At 42.8% G+C, this 21,129-nt stretch carries 16 protein-coding genes; 12 read left to right on the forward strand and 4 right to left on the reverse strand.

The window, feature by feature from the left end:
- The first annotated feature begins 35 nt into the window (after positions 1-35).
- The 4 genes from ABD894_RS12360 to ABD894_RS12375 are packed head-to-tail and all read left to right on the forward strand — an operon-like array spanning position 36 to position 7,803.
- A complete protein-coding gene (locus ABD894_RS12360; protein ID WP_345211348.1) occupies positions 36-3,617 on the forward strand; it encodes a SusC/RagA family TonB-linked outer membrane protein in 3,582 nt (1,193 codons plus the stop codon).
- Between the two features lie 12 nt (positions 3,618-3,629).
- Positions 3,630-5,102, forward strand: a complete 1,473-nt coding sequence (locus tag ABD894_RS12365; RefSeq protein WP_345211349.1) for a RagB/SusD family nutrient uptake outer membrane protein — start codon at positions 3,630-3,632, stop codon at positions 5,100-5,102.
- Between the two features lie 20 nt (positions 5,103-5,122).
- On the forward strand, positions 5,123-6,472 hold the full coding sequence (locus ABD894_RS12370) for a zinc-binding metallopeptidase (RefSeq protein ID WP_345211350.1): 1,350 nt from the start codon (positions 5,123-5,125) through the stop codon (positions 6,470-6,472).
- Between the two features lie 17 nt (positions 6,473-6,489).
- Positions 6,490-7,803, forward strand: a complete 1,314-nt coding sequence (locus ABD894_RS12375; RefSeq protein ID WP_345211351.1) for a DUF4302 domain-containing protein — start codon at positions 6,490-6,492, stop codon at positions 7,801-7,803.
- A gap of 377 nt (positions 7,804-8,180) precedes the next feature.
- Here the strand turns inward: ABD894_RS12375 and ABD894_RS12380 are convergent, their stop codons facing one another.
- Both ABD894_RS12380 and ABD894_RS12385 read right to left on the reverse strand, forming a co-directional pair.
- Entirely contained in the window at positions 8,181-8,651 is a 471-nt protein-coding gene (locus tag ABD894_RS12380) for a nuclear transport factor 2 family protein (RefSeq protein WP_345211352.1), read from the reverse strand.
- A gap of 33 nt (positions 8,652-8,684) precedes the next feature.
- Positions 8,685-9,440 (reverse strand): SDR family NAD(P)-dependent oxidoreductase, encoded by a 756-nt coding sequence (locus ABD894_RS12385; RefSeq protein ID WP_345211353.1) that lies wholly within the window; start codon positions 9,438-9,440, stop codon positions 8,685-8,687.
- A gap of 112 nt (positions 9,441-9,552) precedes the next feature.
- Here ABD894_RS12385 and ABD894_RS12390 point away from each other — a divergent pair, with 112 nt between their 5' ends.
- The 3 genes from ABD894_RS12390 to ABD894_RS12400 all read left to right on the forward strand — a co-directional run bounded on the left by ABD894_RS12390 (position 9,553) and on the right by ABD894_RS12400 (position 10,777).
- Entirely contained in the window at positions 9,553-9,912 is a 360-nt protein-coding gene (locus ABD894_RS12390) for a winged helix-turn-helix transcriptional regulator (RefSeq protein WP_345211354.1), read from the forward strand.
- Between the two features lie 171 nt (positions 9,913-10,083).
- Positions 10,084-10,347, forward strand: coding sequence for an alpha/beta fold hydrolase (locus ABD894_RS12395; RefSeq protein ID WP_345211355.1), 264 nt, complete (start codon positions 10,084-10,086; stop codon positions 10,345-10,347).
- Between the two features lie 49 nt (positions 10,348-10,396).
- Positions 10,397-10,777 carry an alpha/beta fold hydrolase gene (locus tag ABD894_RS12400; RefSeq protein WP_345211356.1) on the forward strand — a complete coding sequence of 127 codons (381 nt, stop codon included), beginning with the start codon at positions 10,397-10,399 and terminating at the stop codon, positions 10,775-10,777.
- A 70-nt stretch (positions 10,778-10,847) separates the two neighbouring features.
- Here ABD894_RS12400 and ABD894_RS12405 read toward each other — a convergent pair whose 3' ends face one another.
- Positions 10,848-11,948, reverse strand: a complete 1,101-nt coding sequence (locus ABD894_RS12405) for a sigma-54 interaction domain-containing protein (RefSeq protein WP_345211357.1) — start codon at positions 11,946-11,948, stop codon at positions 10,848-10,850.
- A gap of 330 nt (positions 11,949-12,278) precedes the next feature.
- Here ABD894_RS12405 and ABD894_RS12410 point away from each other — a divergent pair, with 330 nt between their 5' ends.
- Entirely contained in the window at positions 12,279-14,207 is a 1,929-nt protein-coding gene (locus tag ABD894_RS12410) for a sigma 54-interacting transcriptional regulator (protein WP_345211358.1), read from the forward strand.
- A 319-nt stretch (positions 14,208-14,526) separates the two neighbouring features.
- Complete coding sequence (locus tag ABD894_RS12415; protein WP_345211359.1) at positions 14,527-16,878, forward strand: tetratricopeptide repeat-containing sensor histidine kinase; 2,352 nt, start codon at positions 14,527-14,529, stop codon at positions 16,876-16,878.
- A gap of 45 nt (positions 16,879-16,923) precedes the next feature.
- Here the strand turns inward: ABD894_RS12415 and ABD894_RS12420 are convergent, their stop codons facing one another.
- The gene (locus ABD894_RS12420) at positions 16,924-17,610 is read right to left on the reverse strand and encodes a DsbA family oxidoreductase (protein ID WP_345211360.1); all 687 of its coding nucleotides are present in this window, start codon (positions 17,608-17,610) and stop codon (positions 16,924-16,926) included.
- A gap of 391 nt (positions 17,611-18,001) precedes the next feature.
- Between ABD894_RS12420 and ABD894_RS12425 the strand changes: the two genes are divergently transcribed.
- The 3 genes from ABD894_RS12425 to ABD894_RS12435 all read left to right on the forward strand — a co-directional run bounded on the left by ABD894_RS12425 (position 18,002) and on the right by ABD894_RS12435 (position 20,940).
- Positions 18,002-18,736 carry an SDR family NAD(P)-dependent oxidoreductase gene (locus tag ABD894_RS12425; RefSeq protein WP_345211361.1) on the forward strand — a complete coding sequence of 245 codons (735 nt, stop codon included), beginning with the start codon at positions 18,002-18,004 and terminating at the stop codon, positions 18,734-18,736.
- 396 nt (positions 18,737-19,132) lie between these two features.
- Complete coding sequence (locus ABD894_RS12430; protein WP_345211362.1) at positions 19,133-19,999, forward strand: alpha/beta hydrolase; 867 nt, start codon at positions 19,133-19,135, stop codon at positions 19,997-19,999.
- Between the two features lie 17 nt (positions 20,000-20,016).
- Positions 20,017-20,940 (forward strand): DUF5996 family protein, encoded by a 924-nt coding sequence (locus tag ABD894_RS12435; protein ID WP_345211363.1) that lies wholly within the window; start codon positions 20,017-20,019, stop codon positions 20,938-20,940.
- Positions 20,941-21,129: the final 189 nt, after the last annotated feature.

The raw sequence follows: 21,129 nt of genomic DNA on the forward strand, positions 1-21,129 counted from the left end.
GAACTTTAACGTTCTGCAAAGTTTTTTTGACCGGTATGTGCCTTGCAATAAATGCAAGAGCCGACTTGGTTGCACAAAGCTTAACCCCCGGCAATGTAAAGCTGGAACCCTACCTTAAGAAACTGGAAGATGCCTACCACGTAAACTTTATTTATGATGCTGCCGAAATTAACAAAGGCCAGGTTGTTGCCGCCAACACCAAACCATCATCGTTAAAAGATGCTTTGGAAGAACTGCCTGCCAAGGCCGGCATCAGCTATACCATTGTAGGCAACAACATCATCCTGAAAAAAACAGCCGCTGTTAAAAAAGCCGATGAATACATTACCGTGAAGGGCCATGTAACATCAAAGGAAAACAATAGCGTTGAGGCTTTGCCGGGTGTAAACGTATTTGAAAAGGGTACAAAAAATGGTGTATCAACCGATGCAAAAGGCGACTTCACCATCAGGGTTAATCAAAACGCGGTATTGGTTTTCAGCATGATGGGTTATAAATCCCAGGAGATCACCGTATCGCCTGCCAATACTACCATCAACATTACCCTCGAAGCGGAAAGCACCGCGCTGAACGAAGTGAGCGTAGTAGCTACAGGCTATCAAAACCTCGATCGTAAATTATTTACCGGTGCCGCTACCACCTTAAAGGCATCAGATGTAAAGCGCGACGGTATTACTGACGTAAGCCGTATGCTGGAAGGCCGCGTAGCGGGTGTATCGGTACAAAACGTATCGGGTACGTTTGGTGCCGCGCCTAAAATACGTGTACGTGGCGCTACCTCTATCAATGGTGATAACAAACCGCTATGGGTTGTTGATGGTGTGATACTTGAAGATGTGGTAAACATATCAAACGAGCAGCTATCAACCGGTGACCCCAACACATTGGTTGGTTCATCGGTAGCGGGTTTAAACCCTGATGACATTGAGAGCTTCGTTATCCTGAAAGATGCTGCTGCAACAGCCCAATATGGTGCACGCGCCATGAACGGTGTAGTAGTAGTAACCACAAAAAAGGGTAAAAACACATCGGGCGCGCCTATCGTATCGTATACGGGTAACTTCTCCAGCTATTTAAAACCATCGTACAGCAATTACGATATTTTAAACTCGGCCGATCAGATGAACGTGTACCTCGAAATGCAGAACAAGGGCTGGTTAAACCACTCGTCAACCGCTAATAATCCAAGCGGCGGCGTGTTTACCAAAATGTATAACGAAATGTACAAGTTTGACCCTGCCACTCAAACTTACGCGTTAACCAACAACGTACCAAGCCAAAAAGCTTACCTGCAACGCTATGCCAATGCAAACACCGATTGGTTTGACGTATTGTTCAAAAACTCGCTGATGATGGAGCACTCGCTAAGCGTATCATCAGGTACCGAAAAATCGCAGTACTATGCCTCAACCAGCTTTTTGCAGGATAACGGCTGGACCATAGGCGATAACGTAAAACGCTTTACCGGTAACTTAAGGGGAACATTCAAGATAAGCGATAAACTATCTTTCGAGTTGTTAACCCAGGGATCGGTTCGTGACCAAGTAGCCCCGGGTACTTTGGGCCGTATCAGCAACCCGGTTTTTGGCCAGTACGACAGGGATTTCGACATTAACCCCTTCAGCTACGCCATCAATACCAGCCGTGTACTTACCCCCTATGATGCCAACGGCAATCTCGAATACTTTAACAGGGATTACGCTCCTTTCAACATCATTCATGAGTTGCAAAACAACACTTTGGGCTTAACCCAGATTGATTTTAAAGGCCAGGCCGGTGTGAAATATAAAATAACACCAGCTTTGCAATATTCATTTGATGGCGCTTACCGCTTTGCCAAAACCAACCAGGAACATAAGGTAACTGAAAACTCAAATCAGGCCATGGCCTACAGGGCAGGTATTGCCGAGCAAAATTCTACCATCATCAATTCAAACAGGTTCCTGTACCGCAACCCGGATGACCCGAACGCGCTGCCGGTATCGGTATTGCCTTATGGTGGTTTTTATAATACGGTTGATGACAATATTACCAACTATTACTTCCGTAACGCGTTGGAGTGGAACAAAACCATTAACCAGGATCACCTTGTAAACATTTACGCGGCGCAGGAGTTGCGTTACATTAACCGCCAGCACAAAACATTTGATGGTTATGGTTATCAATACGATCAGGGTGGCGTGCCATTTATTGATCCTAACATAGTTAAGCAAAACGTTGAATCAAACTTCAACTATTACAGCATGAACTATAGCTACGAACGCTACCTTAACTACCAGATGCGCGCGGCCTACTCCTACAAAGGCAAGTATAGTTTTAATGCAACCGGTCGTTATGATGGCTCAAACTTGTTAGGTGAATCGCGTACGGCCAGGTGGTTACCTACCTGGAACGTATCGGGCGCGTGGAATATCGATACCGAAGAGTTTATGCAGAATAACGCCATCAGCAAAATATTAAGTCGTGCTACGTTACGTGCAACCTACGGCTTAACAGCCAGCATGGGCCCTGCAACCAACTCCAGCTTGTTTTTACAGGCACGTAACACTAACAGGCCTTACGCTACCGAAAAAGAAACCGTACTATATATAGCCGGTTTAGAGAACTCAGAACTAACGTTTGAAAAACAAAAAGAGCTGAACATTGGCGCCGATCTGGCATTCCTGAACAACAGGATCACCTTAACGGTAGATGTTTACGACAGGCGCGGATTTGACCTGATAGGTTTGATCAGAACCTCGGGTATAGGCGGCGAAGAAACCAAAGTAGCCAACTATGCCGATATGCGCTCGAAAGGTATTGAGGTTACTCTTGGCGCTTCTATCATTAAAAAGAAAGACTGGACCTGGACCACCCAACTTACCTTTGCCCACAATACCAGCAAAATTACCAACCTGAAAAATCAGCCGCTGATATTCAACCTGGTAAATCCCGATGGCGGCGCGCAGGAAGGCTATCCGCAACGCGGTTTGTTCTCCATTGATTTTGTAGGTTTAGACCATAACACAGGCGTGCCTTACTTTACCAACGAAAATGGCGAAAGAAGCACCAACGTATACCTGCAAAGCGATGTAACCAAATACCTGAAATACGAAGGCCCTGTTGACCCTACCATCAATGGCGGTTACTTCAACTCGGTTAAATTTAAAAACTTCACCTTATCGGCATTAATTACTTACAGTGCGGGTAACAAGGTTAGGTTAAACCCTGTATTTAAATCAAGCTACAGCGATATGGATGCCGTATCATCAACCTTTTTAAACAGGTGGGTAATGCCGGGCGATGAAACCAGGACCAATGTACCTTCTATTTTAAGTGCACGTGAAGTTGGCCAGTTAGACGGCTATCCGTATAACAACTACAATTACTCATCAGCCCGTGTTGCCGATGGTGGTTTTGTGCGGTTGAAACAAGTATCGTTCGGGTATTTTCTGTCGCAGGATTTCGTTAAGAAATTCGGTTTCAAAAACGCTTCCCTTACCATGGTTGCCAACAACGTTTGGCTGATCTACTCGGATAAAGCATTGAACGGACAAGATCCTGAATTTTTCGGATCGGGTGGTGTCGCTTTGCCAATCCCGCGTCAATTCACACTTTCACTTAAGGTCGGATTTTAATTTCTCCACGTCATGACAAAAAAATACACTATCATATTCACATCGGCCCTCCTTGTACTTTCTTCTTCATCGTGTAAGAAGTTCCTGGAACAGGTGCCCGATCAGCGAACCCAACTGAATACAGTTGAAAAGGTGAGCGAAATTTTAGCTACAGCTTACACCCAGGCAGATTACGCCACTTTTACCGAGGCTGCATCAGATAATGCGGAAGACAAGGGCGTAAACGTAGGTAACCTTAACCCTACCAACCAAAACCCATACCAGTGGCAGGATGTGGACAGCCGCGATACCGGTACGCCAACCTTTTTTTGGAATGCCAGTTACGCGGCCATAGCCGCCGCTAATGCAGCCCTTGATGCCATTGCTAAAGCACCCGATCAAACCCCATACTTACCTTACAAAGGCGAAGCTTTGGTAGCCCGTGCTTACGCGCACTTTATGCTGGCCTTACTGTATGCCAAGGTATATGAGCCTAATGGTGCTAACGATTCGCCGGGGATACCGTATGTTACTACGCCCGAAAAAGTTGTATTTCAACAATACGACCGTGGTACAGTGGCATCTACCTACGAAAAAATAGAGAAAGACCTGCTTGAAGGTCTGCCGCTTATTAAAAACAGCGTTTACCGTGTACCTAAGTACCATTTTAACCAGGCAGCTGCTTACGCTTTCGCGGCACGTTTCTACCTGTTTAAACAACAGTATGATAAAGTGATTCAATATGCTACTTCCGCGTTCCCTGGTAACAGCTTCGCGGCCAACATCAGGCCATGGAGCACCAAGTATTATGATGCATCGGCAAACGAAATGGAAATTATGTTTACCCAGGCAGCCGAAAATTCAAACCTGCTGTTAACAGAAGCACCATCGGGCTGGGCACGTAACTATTCTTTCTTTCGCTACGCGATGGGTTTATATTTAAACACCGAGCAATCGCAGCCTAACGTAACCGGTACTACTTTTAGCGGCCGTAAAATGTACAATTATGGTGTGCCAAACTACAGCTATCTTAAGTTTAAAGAGTTGTTTATCCGCTCAAGCCCTAATGCAAACATAGGCATCCCCTACACCATTATGCCGCAATTTACGGCTGATGAATTGTTACTAAACAGAGCCGAAGCTTATGCCAGTACCGGCAAATATACCGAAGCGCTTGCCGATCTGAATACGTTTGCCAGCACCCGGATCAGAAATTACGACGCTGCATCGCAAAGCATCACCCTTGCAAAAGTGGCAGATTTTTACGGAACCGATGACCCGGAAGCCGGATTGATACAAACAGCGCTCGACTTTAAAAAATCGGAGTTTATACAGGAAGGTTTAAGATGGTTCGACCTCATTAGGTTGAAGATACCTGTTGTGCATAACATTAAAGCAGTTAACAACACCGACACCTACGTTACCTTACCGGCAGATGATCCGCGAAGATTATTCCAGTTGCCATCAGAGGTAGCATTATCGGGCGTGCCATTAAATCCAAGATAATTGAACCTAAACATTAACAAATGAAAAAGAGATATTTTATAAACCTGCTTATTGTACTGCTTTTAGCGGCAACAAGCGCGTGTAAAAAAGAAGGCACCTTAAATGCCAACCTCGATGCCATTGACAGGAACCAGACTGCCAAAACCGATCTGGACAGGTGGATTGACGACAATTTTGTTACCCCCTACAACATCGAGGTAAAATACCGCTGGGATGCTTTTGAACTTAACCTTTCAAAAGACATGACCCCGCCCGAAGAAAGCAAGGTAATACCTGCCATGCAAACGGTGACTGATGTATGGATAAAGCCTTACGAAGTAGTAGGCGGTGCCGATTTTATGAAGATCAACACCCCGAAACAGTTTGTACTGGTGGGCAGTCCGCAGTTTAACGGCGACGGTACCATTACTTTAGGTACTGCTGAAGGCGGCCGTAAAATTGTGCTTTACGTGATCAATAACTTCAACAAAACCAACACGCAGAATGTAAAGCAAATGATTCAGGTTATACAGCATGAGTTTACGCACATTTTAAATCAAAAAATAGCGTTCGATCAGGCTTTTATACTGGTAACAAAATCAGACTATACCGCTAACTGGAACATTCCATCCTTGGATGAGGCGCGTTCACTGGGCTTTATTACCCAATACTCGCGCAGCAACCCTATTGAGGATTTTGCCGAAATGGTATCAAACATGCTGATGATGGGCAGCTACGAGTACAATAATATTGTAAACGCTTTGCCGATTGACCCGCGTACCAAACTGCGTAAAAAAGAGCAACTGGTAGTTGAGTATTTTAAAACCGCCTGGAATATAGACTTCTACGCTCTGCAACAAGCCGTTGCTGATGCTGTTGATAAAACAGCCCCGGTTATTTTAACTAACTCCATAGGGCCAAATAACACTTACAGCTCATTTAGTGCAAGCCCTACCACAGAAACGCCGCAATCGGCTGAGTTTTTAGGGTTATGGAATACAGCTAAAACCGCGTTGAATGGACAGGGTTTTACGCTCGACAGTTATGACATGTTCTTCACGGCCAGTAACAAGATGACGCTGCGCTATTACTTCATCCGTGGTACTACTACCTATTATGCCGATACCGATTACCAGATGAATTTTGACCCTACCGATATCGGTCGTGTTAAACTGGTACCGTTAAACCCGCAGCCAACAGGTGTTACCTACGGCAATATGGACTTTATAAAAGCCAGTATGACCGCTGTTGACAACTACATTAAAAATAACGAGTTCAGGTTTGACTGGGCGCCAAACCTGGTACCGGGTTCAAAAGGTGCCAAGGGTGCATTCGGCGCGTTTTACAAAATTGACGATAACAGCTCGTACATGATCGGAACATTGAATTAATACACAACAAGCAAAACATGAAAAAATATATCATATATACCCTGCTTTCGGTAGGCTTGTTAGCCAGCTGTAAAAAAGGCGTTGACCCGGCACCGGGCGAAAGGCCCGAGGAGCGCACGGAAGCAAAACTAAAAGAATACAACGACGCGCTTACCGGCAGTACCAATGGCTGGGTAGCTTACCTGTACCCTGATGGCGGCAGCGGGTTTTCGTTCTACATGAAATTTTCTACCAATAACAGGGTGACCATGCTGGCCGATATCAGCGAGCAATCAACCCAGGACGTGCACGAGAGCAGCTACCGCCTAAAATCGGTACTGGCACCTTCACTTTTGTTTGATACCTACAACTATATGCACATACTCGCCGACCCTGCCCCCGAAGTAAACGGAGGCGTGGCCGGTTGGGGATTGTACTCTGATTTTGAGTTTTCATTTGATAAGGTATCCGGCGATACCATTACCCTGCGCGGCAATTTGCTTGATAGTAAGCTGATACTGATAAAAGCCACCGCCGCGCAAGCAGAATCGTATAACAATAAAGGCCTAAACACGCTTGTAAACGATATATTAGGCTATACTGCCGAAAACCAGTACCTGTTTGTAAACTTAGGCGATGCCACGCAGGTACAGGCTACCATTAACGCTTCAAACAAAATTTTCACCCTTAACTGGTTAAAAGATAATGTGATATCAACCAGTTCATCGGCATTCGCGTTTACGTTAACGGGGATTGTGTTGAAAGAACCTGTTGAGTACGAAGGCAAGCAGATCACCGAACTTACCTGGGATGCTGCCAATAAGCAGTTATACACCACGGTAGGCGGCGAAAAGGTAATTGTGCAGGTATCGCCTACCCCAATATTGCCATTGCATTTACTCATAGGTGTTAGCTACTCAAACATAATTGTACCTTACGCAAGCAGCTACCCGGGTTGGTCGGCAGATTTTGTGAGCAGGCGTGCGGCAGCCGCGGCCACCATGCTGGCAGGTCCTTACGGTTTACGTTTGGATAGAATGCAGTTCCAGTTTGATGTATTAAGCAGCAGGCTTACCATCACCGCCGATATTTACCAAGGCGGAAATAAATTCCTTGCCGATTTCCCATACACCTACAGCAAAACAGCCGATGGCATATACAAATTCACAGCAGGTAATTTATCGGGCAATGCCTCATTGATACGTGATAATATGGCACCGCTTACCACGCAACGCCTGAGTGTAGATACGTTTACGTTAGATTATTTCTTTGATTCGGCAAGCGGCCAGGTATTGGGCCAGTTTAAAAGTGTTGAACATCCTGAATTTACATTTTCAGGAACATTAAACTAAAAATATCCTTATTAGTTAATTAGCAACGGGGCTGCCTGAATGGGCAGTCCCGTTTTGCTTTTACAGGAAAATAATACAGCGGTTTTTATGTGCTTATAATTTCATATTTACTTCATCAATTTCACCAGTTTATTATATTATTTACATAATAAACTCACCCCTAACAACCTCCGAGTCGGCATGAAGTTAAAACTTTTGCCGCTCCCGCTAAATAGGAATGGCAGCTCCACGCCAGATAATTCTCTTAAATTTTTCCCTGAAGATTTTGCACAGAATGGTGTTTTGAAAAACAGTTCGACAAAAGCATCGGACAATACTCTAACTTTCAAAGAATATATAAAAGTGGCTCGATACTTTATGACCTGTTGATATTGTGTTTAGATATCCGTCAGCACCGAGGAATCTCCAGAACGCCAAACATTATCTATCGTTACCCGCTGAATAACCCAGACATTATCCTGCCTGATAAGCTCAACATCGTATCTGTTTTTCATGAGATAATGGCGAGAGTGGTCATTAGAGGGCAAATGTTGCGCTTCGACAAGCGCATCCATCACCGCTTTATCCCCGCTTATTACTACCCTTTGATTACTCACCGAATGGGTGGTATCAATTTTTGCCAATGAGCTTGCAAGTGCTGCTACAATGGTTTCGCGACCTTCCAGTACCGGGTATTCAAAGCCAGCTTTTTTACCGGCAGGTCTGAAATCGGATACCGCATCTTCCGCGAAAGCGGACGCAAGGAGTTCGCTGTCACGCAGGTCGATACCTGCTGCGAAACGATGAAGGGTTTCAACTACCGCGAACTTGTCTGCGGTTTCTTGAAAATTTATTATTTGATTTTCCATTTTATTAAATTTAAGATCTGATTTTTTAAGAAGTTAATAGCCAACGCCTCTGACACCGCCCGATGCCCTGATAGATTCGCCTGTTATCCAATGTGCATCGTCGGAGGCAAGGAATACAGCCAGCGGGGCGATATCTTCCGGCTCGCCAAATCTGCCAAGGGGTGTTCCAGCAATAAGTTTTTCACCAAACTCACCATCAAAATTTCCGGCCGTGGCTGGTGTATTGGTGTGGCCCGGGAGTATAGAATTTACTCTGATCTTACGGGGGCCCAGTTCTCTGGCCAAGGCCACCGTCAAGGTATCTACTGCGCCTTTTGTTGCCGAGTAAACACTTGATGCCAGGTAAGGGTCGGTACTGAGAATAGAACTGATATTGATGATGCTGCCGCCATGGCCCATTTGTATAACTGCCGCTTTTGCAGCCAGTAAATAGCCCAATACATTCAGGTTAAACTGTTTGTGAAAAGCGTATTCTGTCAAGTCATCAAGCATTTCGAAAACTGCGACACCTGCATTATTGACCAGGATACCTACAGGACCGAATCTTTCTTTAACCTCATCGAACATGCGTGTAATATCGCCTGAACTGCTCAGGTCTGCCTGAATAGCGAATGCCTTTCCACCAGCTGATACTATTTCACTGACCACCTGATCAGCATTTTTTGCACCGGAGGCGTAATTTACTATCACTGTTGCGCCTGCTTTACCGAATGCCTTGGCTATCCCGGCACCTATTCCTTTGGAAGCACCTGTAACCAGTGCCACTTTATCTTTAAGTTTTAATTCCATTTTTATTTTAATCTGTAATAAATGATGGTTCAAAGGTAGATACCCCTAACTTTACTTATGTTATGGGTTTCCTCAAGTAAAGCGGGGTGCCTGTACAGACAGACAGCAGCAAATGGCAAAGAGCAAAACGATATATGAAGAAGAGGCAGATTGTTCCAAAATACTTTTTGCCATACAGGATACGCTTGATCTGATCAGCGGAAAATGGAAGATCAAAGTGGTGGGCGTTCTGTTATATGGTAAAAAGAATTTCACAGATCTTCAGCACCGGATCAATGGTCTTGGCGCAAAGATGCTTTCGAAAGAGTTGCATGACCTGGAGATCAACGGATTGATCACCCGGACAGTAAATTCCACAAAACCTATCACCGTAACTTATGAATTAACGGCCTACGGACACACGCTTGAGCCGATCATCCAGGCACTTGCTGATTGGGGAACCGGACACCGGCACAAGATCACGGGCCGATAAGGTTGATCGAGCCCACCAATTTCAACAAATTTTTTAAAAAACATTCCGGCCAAACACCGGCAGCATTTCGCAAAGCTTTCTTCCCAGCTTAAACTTACCATCATCCGGACGGAATCTACCTTTATGCGTGTCACCGCAGCGACGATCTTTGTTTCATCAAATCATAAATACATGAAAACAAACATGAACATCGTATTAGTACATGGGGCCTTCGGAGATGGCTCTTATTGGAAAAAAGTAATACCTGCATTAGCAGCAAAAGGTCATAACGTAAGGGCTATGCAATTGCCCCTGATCAGCCTGGAAGAAGATGTGCAGCGCACCACCGAAATGGTAGATTCACTCGAAGGTCTGGTATTATTGGTCGGTCATTCTTATGGCGTTATGGTAATTACCGGTGCAGGTAACCATCCCAGCGTAAAAGGCTTAGTTTAATCGCCGCGTTTGCGCCGGATGACGGCGAAGCCGCAGGCGGGCTTTACAATTGCACCCTGCACCTGAGGGTGGTGCTTACATAGCACCGGGCGCATCCGGCCTTCTTTATCTCGATTATAATAAATACAACGAAGTTTTTTCAAAGGGCGTAGCTGACGAAGATGCTTTGGTGATGGCCGTTTCGCAAAAACCGATCTCAGGTGCAGCTTTCGGCACAACATCAGGCGTAGCCTCATGGAAAACTAAACCCAGCTGGTACCAGATATCTAACAATGATAAAATGATTCAACCGAAAACCGAAACCTGGTTCGCTGAACGCATTAAAGCCCGCAAAACCATTACTTTGGATGCAGGTCACGCTTCCATGGCATCCCATAGCGAAGAGATCAGCGCGCTGATTATCGAAGCCGCTGAAGCATTAGCCGGATGATCAACATTGCAGGATCAACGAATCCTAATTAATGTAGCCCTGACTTGCCCTTCATTACCGCATGCTTACTTTAAACCCTATTCTCGTAATAATCTTCTCTGATAATTTTCAATTTTTTCATTTTAGAATGAAGTGTTGTGGCCGGTATCTCTAACCAATCCGCAGCACCTCCATTACCTGCAATTTTTCCACTGCATCTTCTTAACACATCAATTATGTGATTTCTTTCAACGTCATCAAGTGTTTTATTTTTAAAACATTCGTTATCTCTTTTACCTGCATCGGAGTTTGCAGGCAGTATAACTTCCTTTAATACAACATCATTAGATAAAAGGATGCTTCGTTCTATCAAATGCTCCAACTGCCTTATATTGCCCGGCCACAAATAACTTTTGAGTTGTTGAAGCACCTTATTTGAAATGGAACTAACTTTAATACCTGATGATTTACTGTACACCGAAAGAAAAAAACTCGCCAATTGCGGGATATCTTCTATCCGGTTTCTTAATGGAGGCAGGCAGATCGGAAAAACATTTAACCGGTAATAAAGATCAGAACGAAAACGACAAGCCTCCACTTCGGTTTCCAGATCACGATTAGTAGCCGCGATGATACGCACATCTACCTTGATAGTTACACTGCCGCCAACCCTTTCCAATTCGCGTTCCTGAATCACCCGCAATAATTTCACCTGAAGATCGAGAGGCAGTTCACCAACTTCGTCTAAAAACAAAGTACCGCCATGTGCCAGTTCAAATTTACCAATCCTGCGGTCTGTAGCCCCTGTAAATGCCCCTCTTTCATGCCCGAAAAGCTCACTTTCAATTAAATTGGCAGGTAGCGCGGCGCAGTTTACCTTTATCATAGGTTTGTTTTTCCTGTTCGATGCCTGGTGTATGCCACGTGCAACCACTTCTTTGCCTGTACCTGTTTCGCCCAGCAGCAGAACAGTTGAGTTTGATTCGGCTACTTTATACATCAACCTGTAAACCTTTTGCATTTCAACACCTTCACCTATAATGCCCGGAAAGTGATAGCTTGGTTCAATATCCTTTTTTAATAATTCGTTTTCAATCTCAATAACGGTGATGTTATCCGACTGATTAGATACGAGAGAATGCATCGGATATCCTTCAATTTTCGGTTTTAATATTGATCTGTCTGTTACCATTATCCTGTTTTTTTATTGTAGCCGGTTACCATGTGCTAAATATGTGCCAACCGGATTGCACACCAAAACCAGTTATATTTAAATGTAAAGCGACTGCATTTCGGCTTTTCGCAGATTTGATGAATGATATATAGTCGGCAATCTTAAAAAGTTTGATATAATTATTCATCAGCAGAAAATGATCAGGAGGCTGATAAAGGTACCTCGGTTGAAAAATTCGCACATCATAGCTAAACGCAAACTAAATTAAGTATCTCATTTTGTGGAGGCGACAATATATGAGCGTGTTATTGTGGTTAATAATCTTACCTTCAGCATTTTATTTAGCTAATGAAAAAAATTCTGATTGTTGAAGACGAATCGCTGGTGGCTCACCATTTAAAATTAATTTTAAATGGTGCAGGTTACAAGGTATCTGGCATTGCAGATTCGGTACCTGAAGCGCTTTCAGCAATTGAAGATCAGAAACCTGACCTCGTATTACTTGATATTCATCTTAAAGGTTCGTTAAACGGGATTGACCTGGCCAAACAACTTACCGAAAGCAACATCCCATTTGTATACCTTTCCGCCAATTTTCAGGGTACTTTGCTCGAAGAAGCAAAATCAACACTGCCCTATGGCTTTTTGGTGAAACCCTTCAGAGAACACGACTTGCTAACTACACTGGACGTTGCCTTCTACCGTTACCGGAACAGCCAGGCATCACGACAGCTACAGGAAATGGAACTGGATACCAAGGTTAAAGAAATAAGGGCGCTTAATATTGATATTAAGCAGAAGCTTATGGCTGTAGCGCGAACCCTGCAGCCGCATGTCCCTTTCGATTATTTAAACATTTTCATCAGAAAAGCCGGCGAAGGCATCATCACCAGTTTAGGATTTTACAGGATAGGATTTGATGAGTACCAACTTATCGGCGACGATGAGTTTATTAATATCAATGGGCTAAACCATCAGAAGTTATTGGATATTTACGCTTCCATGCCTCAAATAGCAAGGTCCGGGCTATTTAACGCCAGAGGCTTTTCGGGTTTATATCAGGATAATCCTTTAACCAATATCATCGCCAATACCTATGAAACAACCTCTGCATTGTTTTTCCCGGTATTGCAAAATGAGTCGACTACTATAAGGTATGAGTTTTATAACAGGAAAGATGATAGTTACACCCGGCAACACATTACATTGTTAAGCCGTTTACAATACGCTATCAGCAATATTTTTGAAGATTGCCATCATAGCCCGGGTAAAACAACGCCTCAAATTGTAGTTCCGGCGGAAAAACAAATTTCACATGTGGGCACCCAAGATCATGCCCTGCGTTTCGACGGAATTATAGCACGCAGTCCGTCTATGCTATCGGTATTAGATCACATTGCTATAGTTGCACCAGTAGATACCTCTGTGCTTATATTAGGCGAAAGTGGTACCGGTAAAGAAAAAATTGCAAAAAGTGTGCATGCGCTTTCGGCCCGTAAACTTAAACCGCTTGTAATTGTAAACTGTGCGGCGCTACCTGCCAATTTGATTGAAAGTGAATTATTCGGCCATGAAAAAGGCGCTTTCACCGGTGCTGCAGAACGGCGTACAGGTAAGTTTGAATTAGCCCATAAGGGTACTATATTTTTGGATGAAATTGGCGAAATGCCGCTTGACCTGCAAGTAAAGCTACTTCGTGCTTTACAGGAACATGAAATAGAACGTATAGGAGGCAATAGCCCTATCAAAATTGATGTACGTATTATAGCCGCAACCAACCGCAACCTGGAAGTTGAAATGGAAGAAGGCCGTTTCCGACTCGACCTTTATTACCGTCTTTTTGTATTCCCGATAGTGGTGCCTCCTTTAAAAGAAAGACCGGAAGACATAGTGGCTTTAATAGAAAGCTTTATCGGCCATTACGCTAAAAAATATAACAAAGCAGTTACCGGGGTAACACCTGCCGTGTTAGATAAATTAATTGACTACCCATGGCCGGGCAATGTTAGGGAGCTTGAAAATTACATTGACCGTTCGGTACTGCTTAGCCGCGACAAACTGATAACCGAGATGTACCTCCCGAAATACATACATCAAAGTACAGTTCCGGAACCTGTTGGAAGGCTAAAAACAATTGAGGAGAACGAACGGGATTATATACTGGATGTTTTAAAAAAATGCAATGGACGCATTAGGGGTGCCAATGGCGCCGCCGAAGTAATGGGGCTGCCTCCAACAACGCTCCATTCAAAAATGAAGCGGTTAGGTATTAAGTAATAAGTTACATTTATAAGGCACTGTTTAAAAATACTTACAGGCCTGTTTTTTCAAAACAGACGATATATCGCCCGCTGCGATCAGTATAGCCGATATATCATCTGCTTTGCGCTTTCCATCACACACAATAACCTATAATTCAATAACATAAATAGTGGCATACAGTTCGTATAAGAATATTATCCGTTAATTTTCAGATCTCACAGCTGCAAGCCGGTACTTATTAAACATGGCTGAAATAAATGCATTATGAGCTATATCACAGCTTGATCTGAAAATTAAATGGATTAAAAATGGCGCGTGTAATTCAATTAAATAAATGATTAGGAAATTTATCATCTGCTGTATGTTGCTTTTTACCGGCTTAGGCGCTTTTGCCCAGGAAGCTGATACTTTACTTGTAAAGCTTAAAAAAACAGCATTAGATACCAACCGGGTAAATGTTCAGTTAGATTTAGCTTACTACTATCTTTTTAAAGATGGTTTAAACAAAACGGATGTTGATAGCTGCCTTTATTACGTTCACCAGGCCAGGGAGCTGGCCAGGTCCCTTGATTCAAAGGAGCATATTTTTTTGGCTTTATTGATAGATGGTCAGCTTATTCTTGAGCAAAAAGATTTTAAAGGAGCCGAGATTATTTTTTCAAAAGTTGCTGATTATTACCATAGTGTAGGCGACAAAGCGAACGAAGCTTTGGTTTGGGATATAATGGGTGAAAGCATCGGTTTTTACGGAGATCTATCTAATTATGAACAACGGCTCAGGTCTTTTCAAAAATCGCGTAAAATATATTTGGCTGGCAATTATGAGCTTTTGGCAGCACAGGAATTAAATAAGGTAGCTAATACACATTTAAGTCTTGGCAATCAATACCAGGCCGAAATTGAGCTTGGCGCAGTTATAGAAAAATTTAAAGAATTAAAGTATCCCAAAATTTACCAGGCACATTACCTCTTAGCAGAGGTTTATGACCGAAAACGCGACAATTTGAGCTCCTTATTTAGCAGAATAGAATGCGTAAAAGCTTTTGATGCCGATAAAAATCGTGTGGAGGTGGAAGGGTACATATATTATCAAGGGTTAGCAGAACATTATATGCGATATGAAAAATATGCTCAAAGCGCCTTTTACTATCAGAAAACACTTGATTTGGCTGAAAAATTCAAGGATCGTTTATATTACTACAGGTGCCTTAGAAACTTTATAAAATTGTATGAAAAACAAAAAAACCACAGCGCCGGTTTGTTACTGCTCGAAAAGGTATCTAAAAAATTCCCTCCCTCAACTGATTCCGAAAAACAATTTATGTTATCATCACAACTTGTTTTACACAATTATTTAAAAGACAGCAAAGCGACGGAAAAGATAATCCCGGAGTTTAAACAAATATTTATGAAGTGGCATACTTCACTAAAAAAGACCCCGGACGATTCGGAAGTAAACACGTTTGTTTACTTATACAATCCTCTTTTAGATTACTACCTCCAAAATAAACAATGGGATAAATTAGCTTTAGAGCTTAATTTGTATGATAAATTAAAGAGCCGTAAGCTCACAAGATCATCTCAAATATCCATTCTTCGATTTAAATTCCGGCTTGATTCCCTGCATGGCAATTTCCTCTCGGCATTTAAGAGTATACAACAAATAAGAAATTTTAACGACTCGCTTAATGCAGCAGATTTAAAAGCAAAACCAAATGAGTTCGACGCCCAATTATTATCCATAAAAAAAGAGCAAGCCATAAAAGAGCTCAATAGCCGTGCAACACTGCAAAATATTGATATGGTGAAAATAAATAAGCAGCGCAATATTACCTTAGTCGGCATTTTGGTTGCTATTGTGATAGCTTCCTTATTGTATGTAGGATACAAGAGTAAACAACGGGTTAATAATCAATTACAACAACAGCAAATAGCCATTAATGATCAAAACAACTCACTATCTGCATTACTTACTGATAAAGAAAAGTTAATAGGCGATCTGGACAATTTATTGAACCAGCAGCGAAGTTTAATTACCGATAAAGAATGGCTGCTTAAAGAGGTGCATCACCGGGTTAAGAATAACCTGCAAATTGTGATGAGCCTGTTGTATAATCAATCGGCCTATTTAAAAAATCCGGCCGCGATTGAAGCATTAAAGGATAGTCAAAACCGGGTGCATGCCATTTCTATCATCCATCAAAAGTTATACAGTAAAACTAACGTTGCTACTTTGGTAATGGCCGAGTACATTAAAGAACTGGTACATTACCTACGGGATGGCTATGATACCGGCAGAATGAAAATCAAATTTATTGAGGAAATGGATCTTATCAATCTCAATATAGCACAAGCGGTGCCTTTAGGGCTTATTGTGAATGAAGCGGTTACCAATAGTATAAAATATGCCTTTTTAAAAACCGGCGGAGATATCCGTATTGAAGGCCGTTTAATAGCACATGATATAGTTTCGCTAACTGTTGCAGATAACGGCGTTGGCCTCCCTCCTGATTTTGATATTAATAAAACCACATCATTAGGGATGGAAATGATGAAAGCATTGAGTAAGCAACTTGGTGGTACCTTTGATGTATCAACTAATGCAGGTGTGAAAATCACTATTCAATTTACAATTGATAAGAGTGTTAAAGCACTTCCGGATGAAGAACCGCACCGGTTTTCCTGATAATTTCAGACGGCTCTTCATCCTTCAGTAACATTACCTTATAACTTAAACAGTGCAACTGCCACCTTCACAGCCTGCTTCATTATTACCCGGCTCATGAAGCTTTAACTCTTTCACTGCCTGCAAGCGGTTCAACACTTCAAGAAATGTTTCAACCGGCTGTGCGCCTGAAACCGCGAACTTACCATCAAAAAGAAAGAACGGTACACTGCGGATACCCAGTTGATGAGACTGATGCTCATCGCTTCTCACTTCTGCCGAAAACAGTTCGCTATTTAAAATTGCACCGGCATGAATCCCCATATCTGTGGCTATTTGTGCTAATACGTACTTATCTCCAATATGCTTTCCCTCGATAAAATAGGCTGTAAAAAGGCGCTCCTTCATCTCCAGTTCCTTACCCAAGGTTGAGGCAAAATGGATTAATCTGTGGGCATGAAAAGTATTGGTAGTGATAACCTTATCAAAATCAATACTCAGCCCTGCTAATTTACCCGCATTCATAGCACCATCAAGTGTTTGTTGCGCCCGTACAGATGATTGGTGATATTTACGCATAACAGCCGCGTGCTGCGTTTCGCCACTGTTAATAGCAATATCGGGCTCAAGCTCAAAACTGCGAAGGATAAGATCAGGCCGATCACCCTTAAATTGTTTAAGTGCATATTCAAGGTGTTTAAAGCCGATAAAGCAATACGGGCAAGCAATATCAGACCAGATTTCAATTTTCATATATAGTTTATTGTTGCAGAAATGGCGACAAGGATACATTACCAGCAATTACTGTTTCACCCTATCAATTAATTACTAAACCCATTCCAATTGGCATGCCGTCATTTAAACAAATGACTATCAATAAATTAATAAACGTTCGAATATTTTAATGATGCTTAATATAGTGGAAGCACGGTGACAGATACGATATTAAGCGTAAGGGGTGACAGATGAATCTATTTACCGGTTTAAAGCCACCTATTTCATTATGTAGTTTGAACCGGAAAAACTCCTTGGACCCTGCATAACATAAGCACTGGACCATTTACCGACCTTTCTTTCATGCTAATTTTGCCCGAAAACGGCATTCCGTTTCTGAATATTATTTTAATAATTAAAAGGAAAAGCATTGAAAAAGCAAACAATATTAGTAACAGGTGCCTCATCGGGCATAGGTAAAGGCATAGCTACCTATTTTTTAAATAATGGCTATAATGTGGTGATCAATTCTGCCACCAAAGAAAAACTTGAACAAGTTTACAATGAATTAGGTGCAGGCGAAAGCTTAGCGATGTTTGCAGGCGATATCAGCCTAAAGCGCACGGGCGAACAAATGGTAAACATTGCCATGGAAAAGTTCGGTTCTGTAGATGTATTGGTTAACAATGCCGGGATATTTGAAACCCGCCCTTTTCTTGAAGTTGATGAAACGTATCTCGATCGTTTTATGGATACCAATTTTAAAGGCACCTACTACACCAGCCAGGCTGCAATAGCACAAATGCTTAAGCAAAATAACGGTGTAATTATTAATATTGGCTCTCCTTTAACAAATCATGGCATAAGCGGCATGCCGCATACCGCACAAGTGGCCAGCAAAGCGGCTATAGATAGCCTAACGGTGCACCTGGCTGCCGAATTTGGCAAAAATAACATCAGGGTAAATACAATATCCCCGGGTATCATTCGCACGCCGATGCATGGCGGGCAGGAAGATAACAATGCGGGTTTACTTTTACGGCGTCGTGTGGGCGAAGTAAAAGATATTGTGGATATGGTTTATGCTGTAGCTAAAAGCACCTTCATTACAGGGGCTATTATTAATGTGGATGGCGGTTTAGGTGCCGGTCATAACCTGGATTAATATTTCCAATTAAATTAAGATTTATACAAAAAGGGGGACATTGATGTATCCCCTTTTTGTATAAATCTTCTTACTAAAACAACCCCGCATCCGAAGCCGGATTATTAGCAAATTATCAGCGCGGCACTTCCCCATTAAAAGCAATAAAATCTATCGGTAACCAGCGTGTAGATCCCAAAACAGCCTGCTGCGGATTACATCAAATTCTTCAGGCCAATATTTTACAGGATAGGTCACACGTTATTTCGCCTCTTTAAAGCGCATACTCTTAATACCGTGTAAAACCCAAACAGAAAACCACACAACAAACTACATAACAGCACTTTAAGCAATGGCATACCTATTGAACTTGACTGAACAGCATACCAATAGATCATTAATTAAAAATGCAGAATTATGAAAGAAAACAGACTTTACGGAAAGTTTGAAACACAAAACGAACTTGACGCAGAGTACGACGTGGAAAAAGCCGTACCTAACTTTGAAGAGTATATCAGTAGCTATCAAAAAAACAGCGACCAGGTAAGGGCTCTGCTCAATAAAAGAATTTCGTTGCCATACGGCGCAACAAAAATGGAGACGTTAACTATCTATCCAGCAGATACGCCTAACGCTCCTGTATTGCTATTTATACATGGCGGATACTGGAGATTAGGCATAGGAGACGATTATGATTTTGTAGCAGCAGGACCGACAAAAGCAGGTTTTACGGTTGTTATAATTACTTATGCATTGGCGCCGGCCGTCAACATTCCTGAAATGACCAGGCAGATACGATCTTCCATCGCATGGACGGTAAAGAACATAGCAGCCTATAACGGCAATGCCGACCAGCTATATGTTGCAGGCCATTCTGCCGGTGCACACCTTGCTGCAATGGCATTATCTACCCGCTGGGCCGATTATGGTTTACCTATGGATATTATTAAAGGCATGTTACTAATCAGTGGTCTTTATGACCTTGAATCGGTGGCACAAACCTTTGTACAGCCTGCGGTACGCATTACTGCCGAACATATTTTATGGTACAGCCCTATACGACTGCTTAAGCCGGGAAGTATCCCTGTAATTGTAGCCTGGGGAGATCAGGAAACGGCTGCGTTTAAAGAGCAATCGGCAAATTATTCGCAGGCGCTTAAAAGCGCGGGCAACCCATGCAGCGAGCTTATCGCTCCCGGAAAAAATCACTTCAGCATATTAAACGAATTTGAAACGGCGAACGGATTGCTCACCCGGGCTATACTATCATTCATCAACGCCTAAACAAACATTTAACCATCATGACCAATAATAACAACAATGAATGGCCGGTGCTATCTTACAAAAACGGCAAGGAAACTTATGAAACACTCCAGTTATGGACCCAAATAGTTGGAAAGATAAAATTGGAAGCTTTGCCATGGGTGAACCACTCGTGGCACATAACGCTGCACATTACCCCCACCGGTTTAACAACCCAAACCATACCTTACCAAAACACTTACTTTCAAATAGATTTCGATTTTGTTAATCATGAATTAAGGGTTTCTAAAAGCGATGGCAGCGTACGGCAATTTAGTCTTAAACATATTTCAGTTGCTGATTTTTATGATAAGATATTTGCTATATTAGGTGAAATGGGCATCCATATCGTTATTAAAACCATGCCCTCGGAAGTATTTGGCGATGTTATTCCGCTTGATAGCGACCATAAGCACGTTACGTATGATGAGAACCAGGCGGCGGCGTTCCATAAAGCCTTGCTAAACATACAGCAGGTATTTATGATTTACCGCAGCGGCTTTACCGGCAAAAGCAGTCCTGTCCATTTCTTTTGGGGAACGTTTGATTTGGCCCTTGCCTTTTTCTCGGGCCGCAAAGCGCCAAGGCATCCCGGTAAACTACCCCACCTGCCCGATAAGGTTTTACAAGATGCCTTTAGCCACGAGGTTAACGATTGTGGCTTTTGGACCGGTAGCGAAGCATTCCCTGAAGCTGCCTTTTATTGTTATTTGTACCCGGAACCGGCAGGCTATCAAACAGCTAAAGTATCTCCGGCAGAGGCTTTCTACAGCCTACCAATGGGAGAGTTTATATTACCTTATGCAGCAGTTCAGCGCGCAGAAAACCCTAAAGCCAAGTTGCTCGATTTTCTAAAAAGCACCTATGCAATAGGTTCGGGGCTTGCCAAATGGGACAATGGTCTTTGGAAACAGGAAGAATAAAAGCTCGGTGTTAACCGGTGTAATCTGCTCTAAGCAGTCCACCGAAAATCTCCGGTGAACCGGTTATAATTGATAATAAAAGCGAAGAGGAGTTTTCATAATGCCCTCTTCGCTTTTTAGCACTATGCCCTCCCCGGCGTAGATACCAAACCTACGTTTCGCATTGCTTTCTTGCTGAAATAATATAGT

Origin of the sequence: Mucilaginibacter gynuensis, from assembly GCF_039541195.1 — a bacterium.
Taxonomy (GTDB): domain Bacteria; phylum Bacteroidota; class Bacteroidia; order Sphingobacteriales; family Sphingobacteriaceae; genus Mucilaginibacter; species Mucilaginibacter gynuensis.

Excerpts from the sequence above, each read along its gene's own strand:
- ABD894_RS12360 (WP_345211348.1), top strand. The coding sequence starts at position 36 with ATGTGCCTTGCAATAAATGCAAGAGCCGACTTGGTTGCACAAAGCTTA.
- ABD894_RS12365 (WP_345211349.1), top strand. The coding sequence starts at position 3,630 with ATGACAAAAAAATACACTATCATATTCACATCGGCCCTCCTTGTACTT.
- ABD894_RS12370 (WP_345211350.1), top strand. The coding sequence starts at position 5,123 with ATGAAAAAGAGATATTTTATAAACCTGCTTATTGTACTGCTTTTAGCG.
- ABD894_RS12375 (WP_345211351.1), top strand. The coding sequence starts at position 6,490 with ATGAAAAAATATATCATATATACCCTGCTTTCGGTAGGCTTGTTAGCC.
- ABD894_RS12380 (WP_345211352.1), bottom strand. The coding sequence starts at position 8,651 with ATGGAAAATCAAATAATAAATTTTCAAGAAACCGCAGACAAGTTCGCG.
- ABD894_RS12385 (WP_345211353.1), bottom strand. The coding sequence starts at position 9,440 with ATGGAATTAAAACTTAAAGATAAAGTGGCACTGGTTACAGGTGCTTCC.
- ABD894_RS12390 (WP_345211354.1), top strand. The coding sequence starts at position 9,553 with ATGGCAAAGAGCAAAACGATATATGAAGAAGAGGCAGATTGTTCCAAA.
- ABD894_RS12395 (WP_345211355.1), top strand. The coding sequence starts at position 10,084 with ATGAAAACAAACATGAACATCGTATTAGTACATGGGGCCTTCGGAGAT.
- ABD894_RS12405 (WP_345211357.1), bottom strand. The coding sequence starts at position 11,948 with ATGGTAACAGACAGATCAATATTAAAACCGAAAATTGAAGGATATCCG.
- ABD894_RS12410 (WP_345211358.1), top strand. The coding sequence starts at position 12,279 with ATGAAAAAAATTCTGATTGTTGAAGACGAATCGCTGGTGGCTCACCAT.
- ABD894_RS12415 (WP_345211359.1), top strand. The coding sequence starts at position 14,527 with ATGATTAGGAAATTTATCATCTGCTGTATGTTGCTTTTTACCGGCTTA.
- ABD894_RS12420 (WP_345211360.1), bottom strand. The coding sequence starts at position 17,610 with ATGAAAATTGAAATCTGGTCTGATATTGCTTGCCCGTATTGCTTTATC.
- ABD894_RS12430 (WP_345211362.1), top strand. The coding sequence starts at position 19,133 with ATGAAAGAAAACAGACTTTACGGAAAGTTTGAAACACAAAACGAACTT.
- ABD894_RS12435 (WP_345211363.1), top strand. The coding sequence starts at position 20,017 with ATGACCAATAATAACAACAATGAATGGCCGGTGCTATCTTACAAAAAC.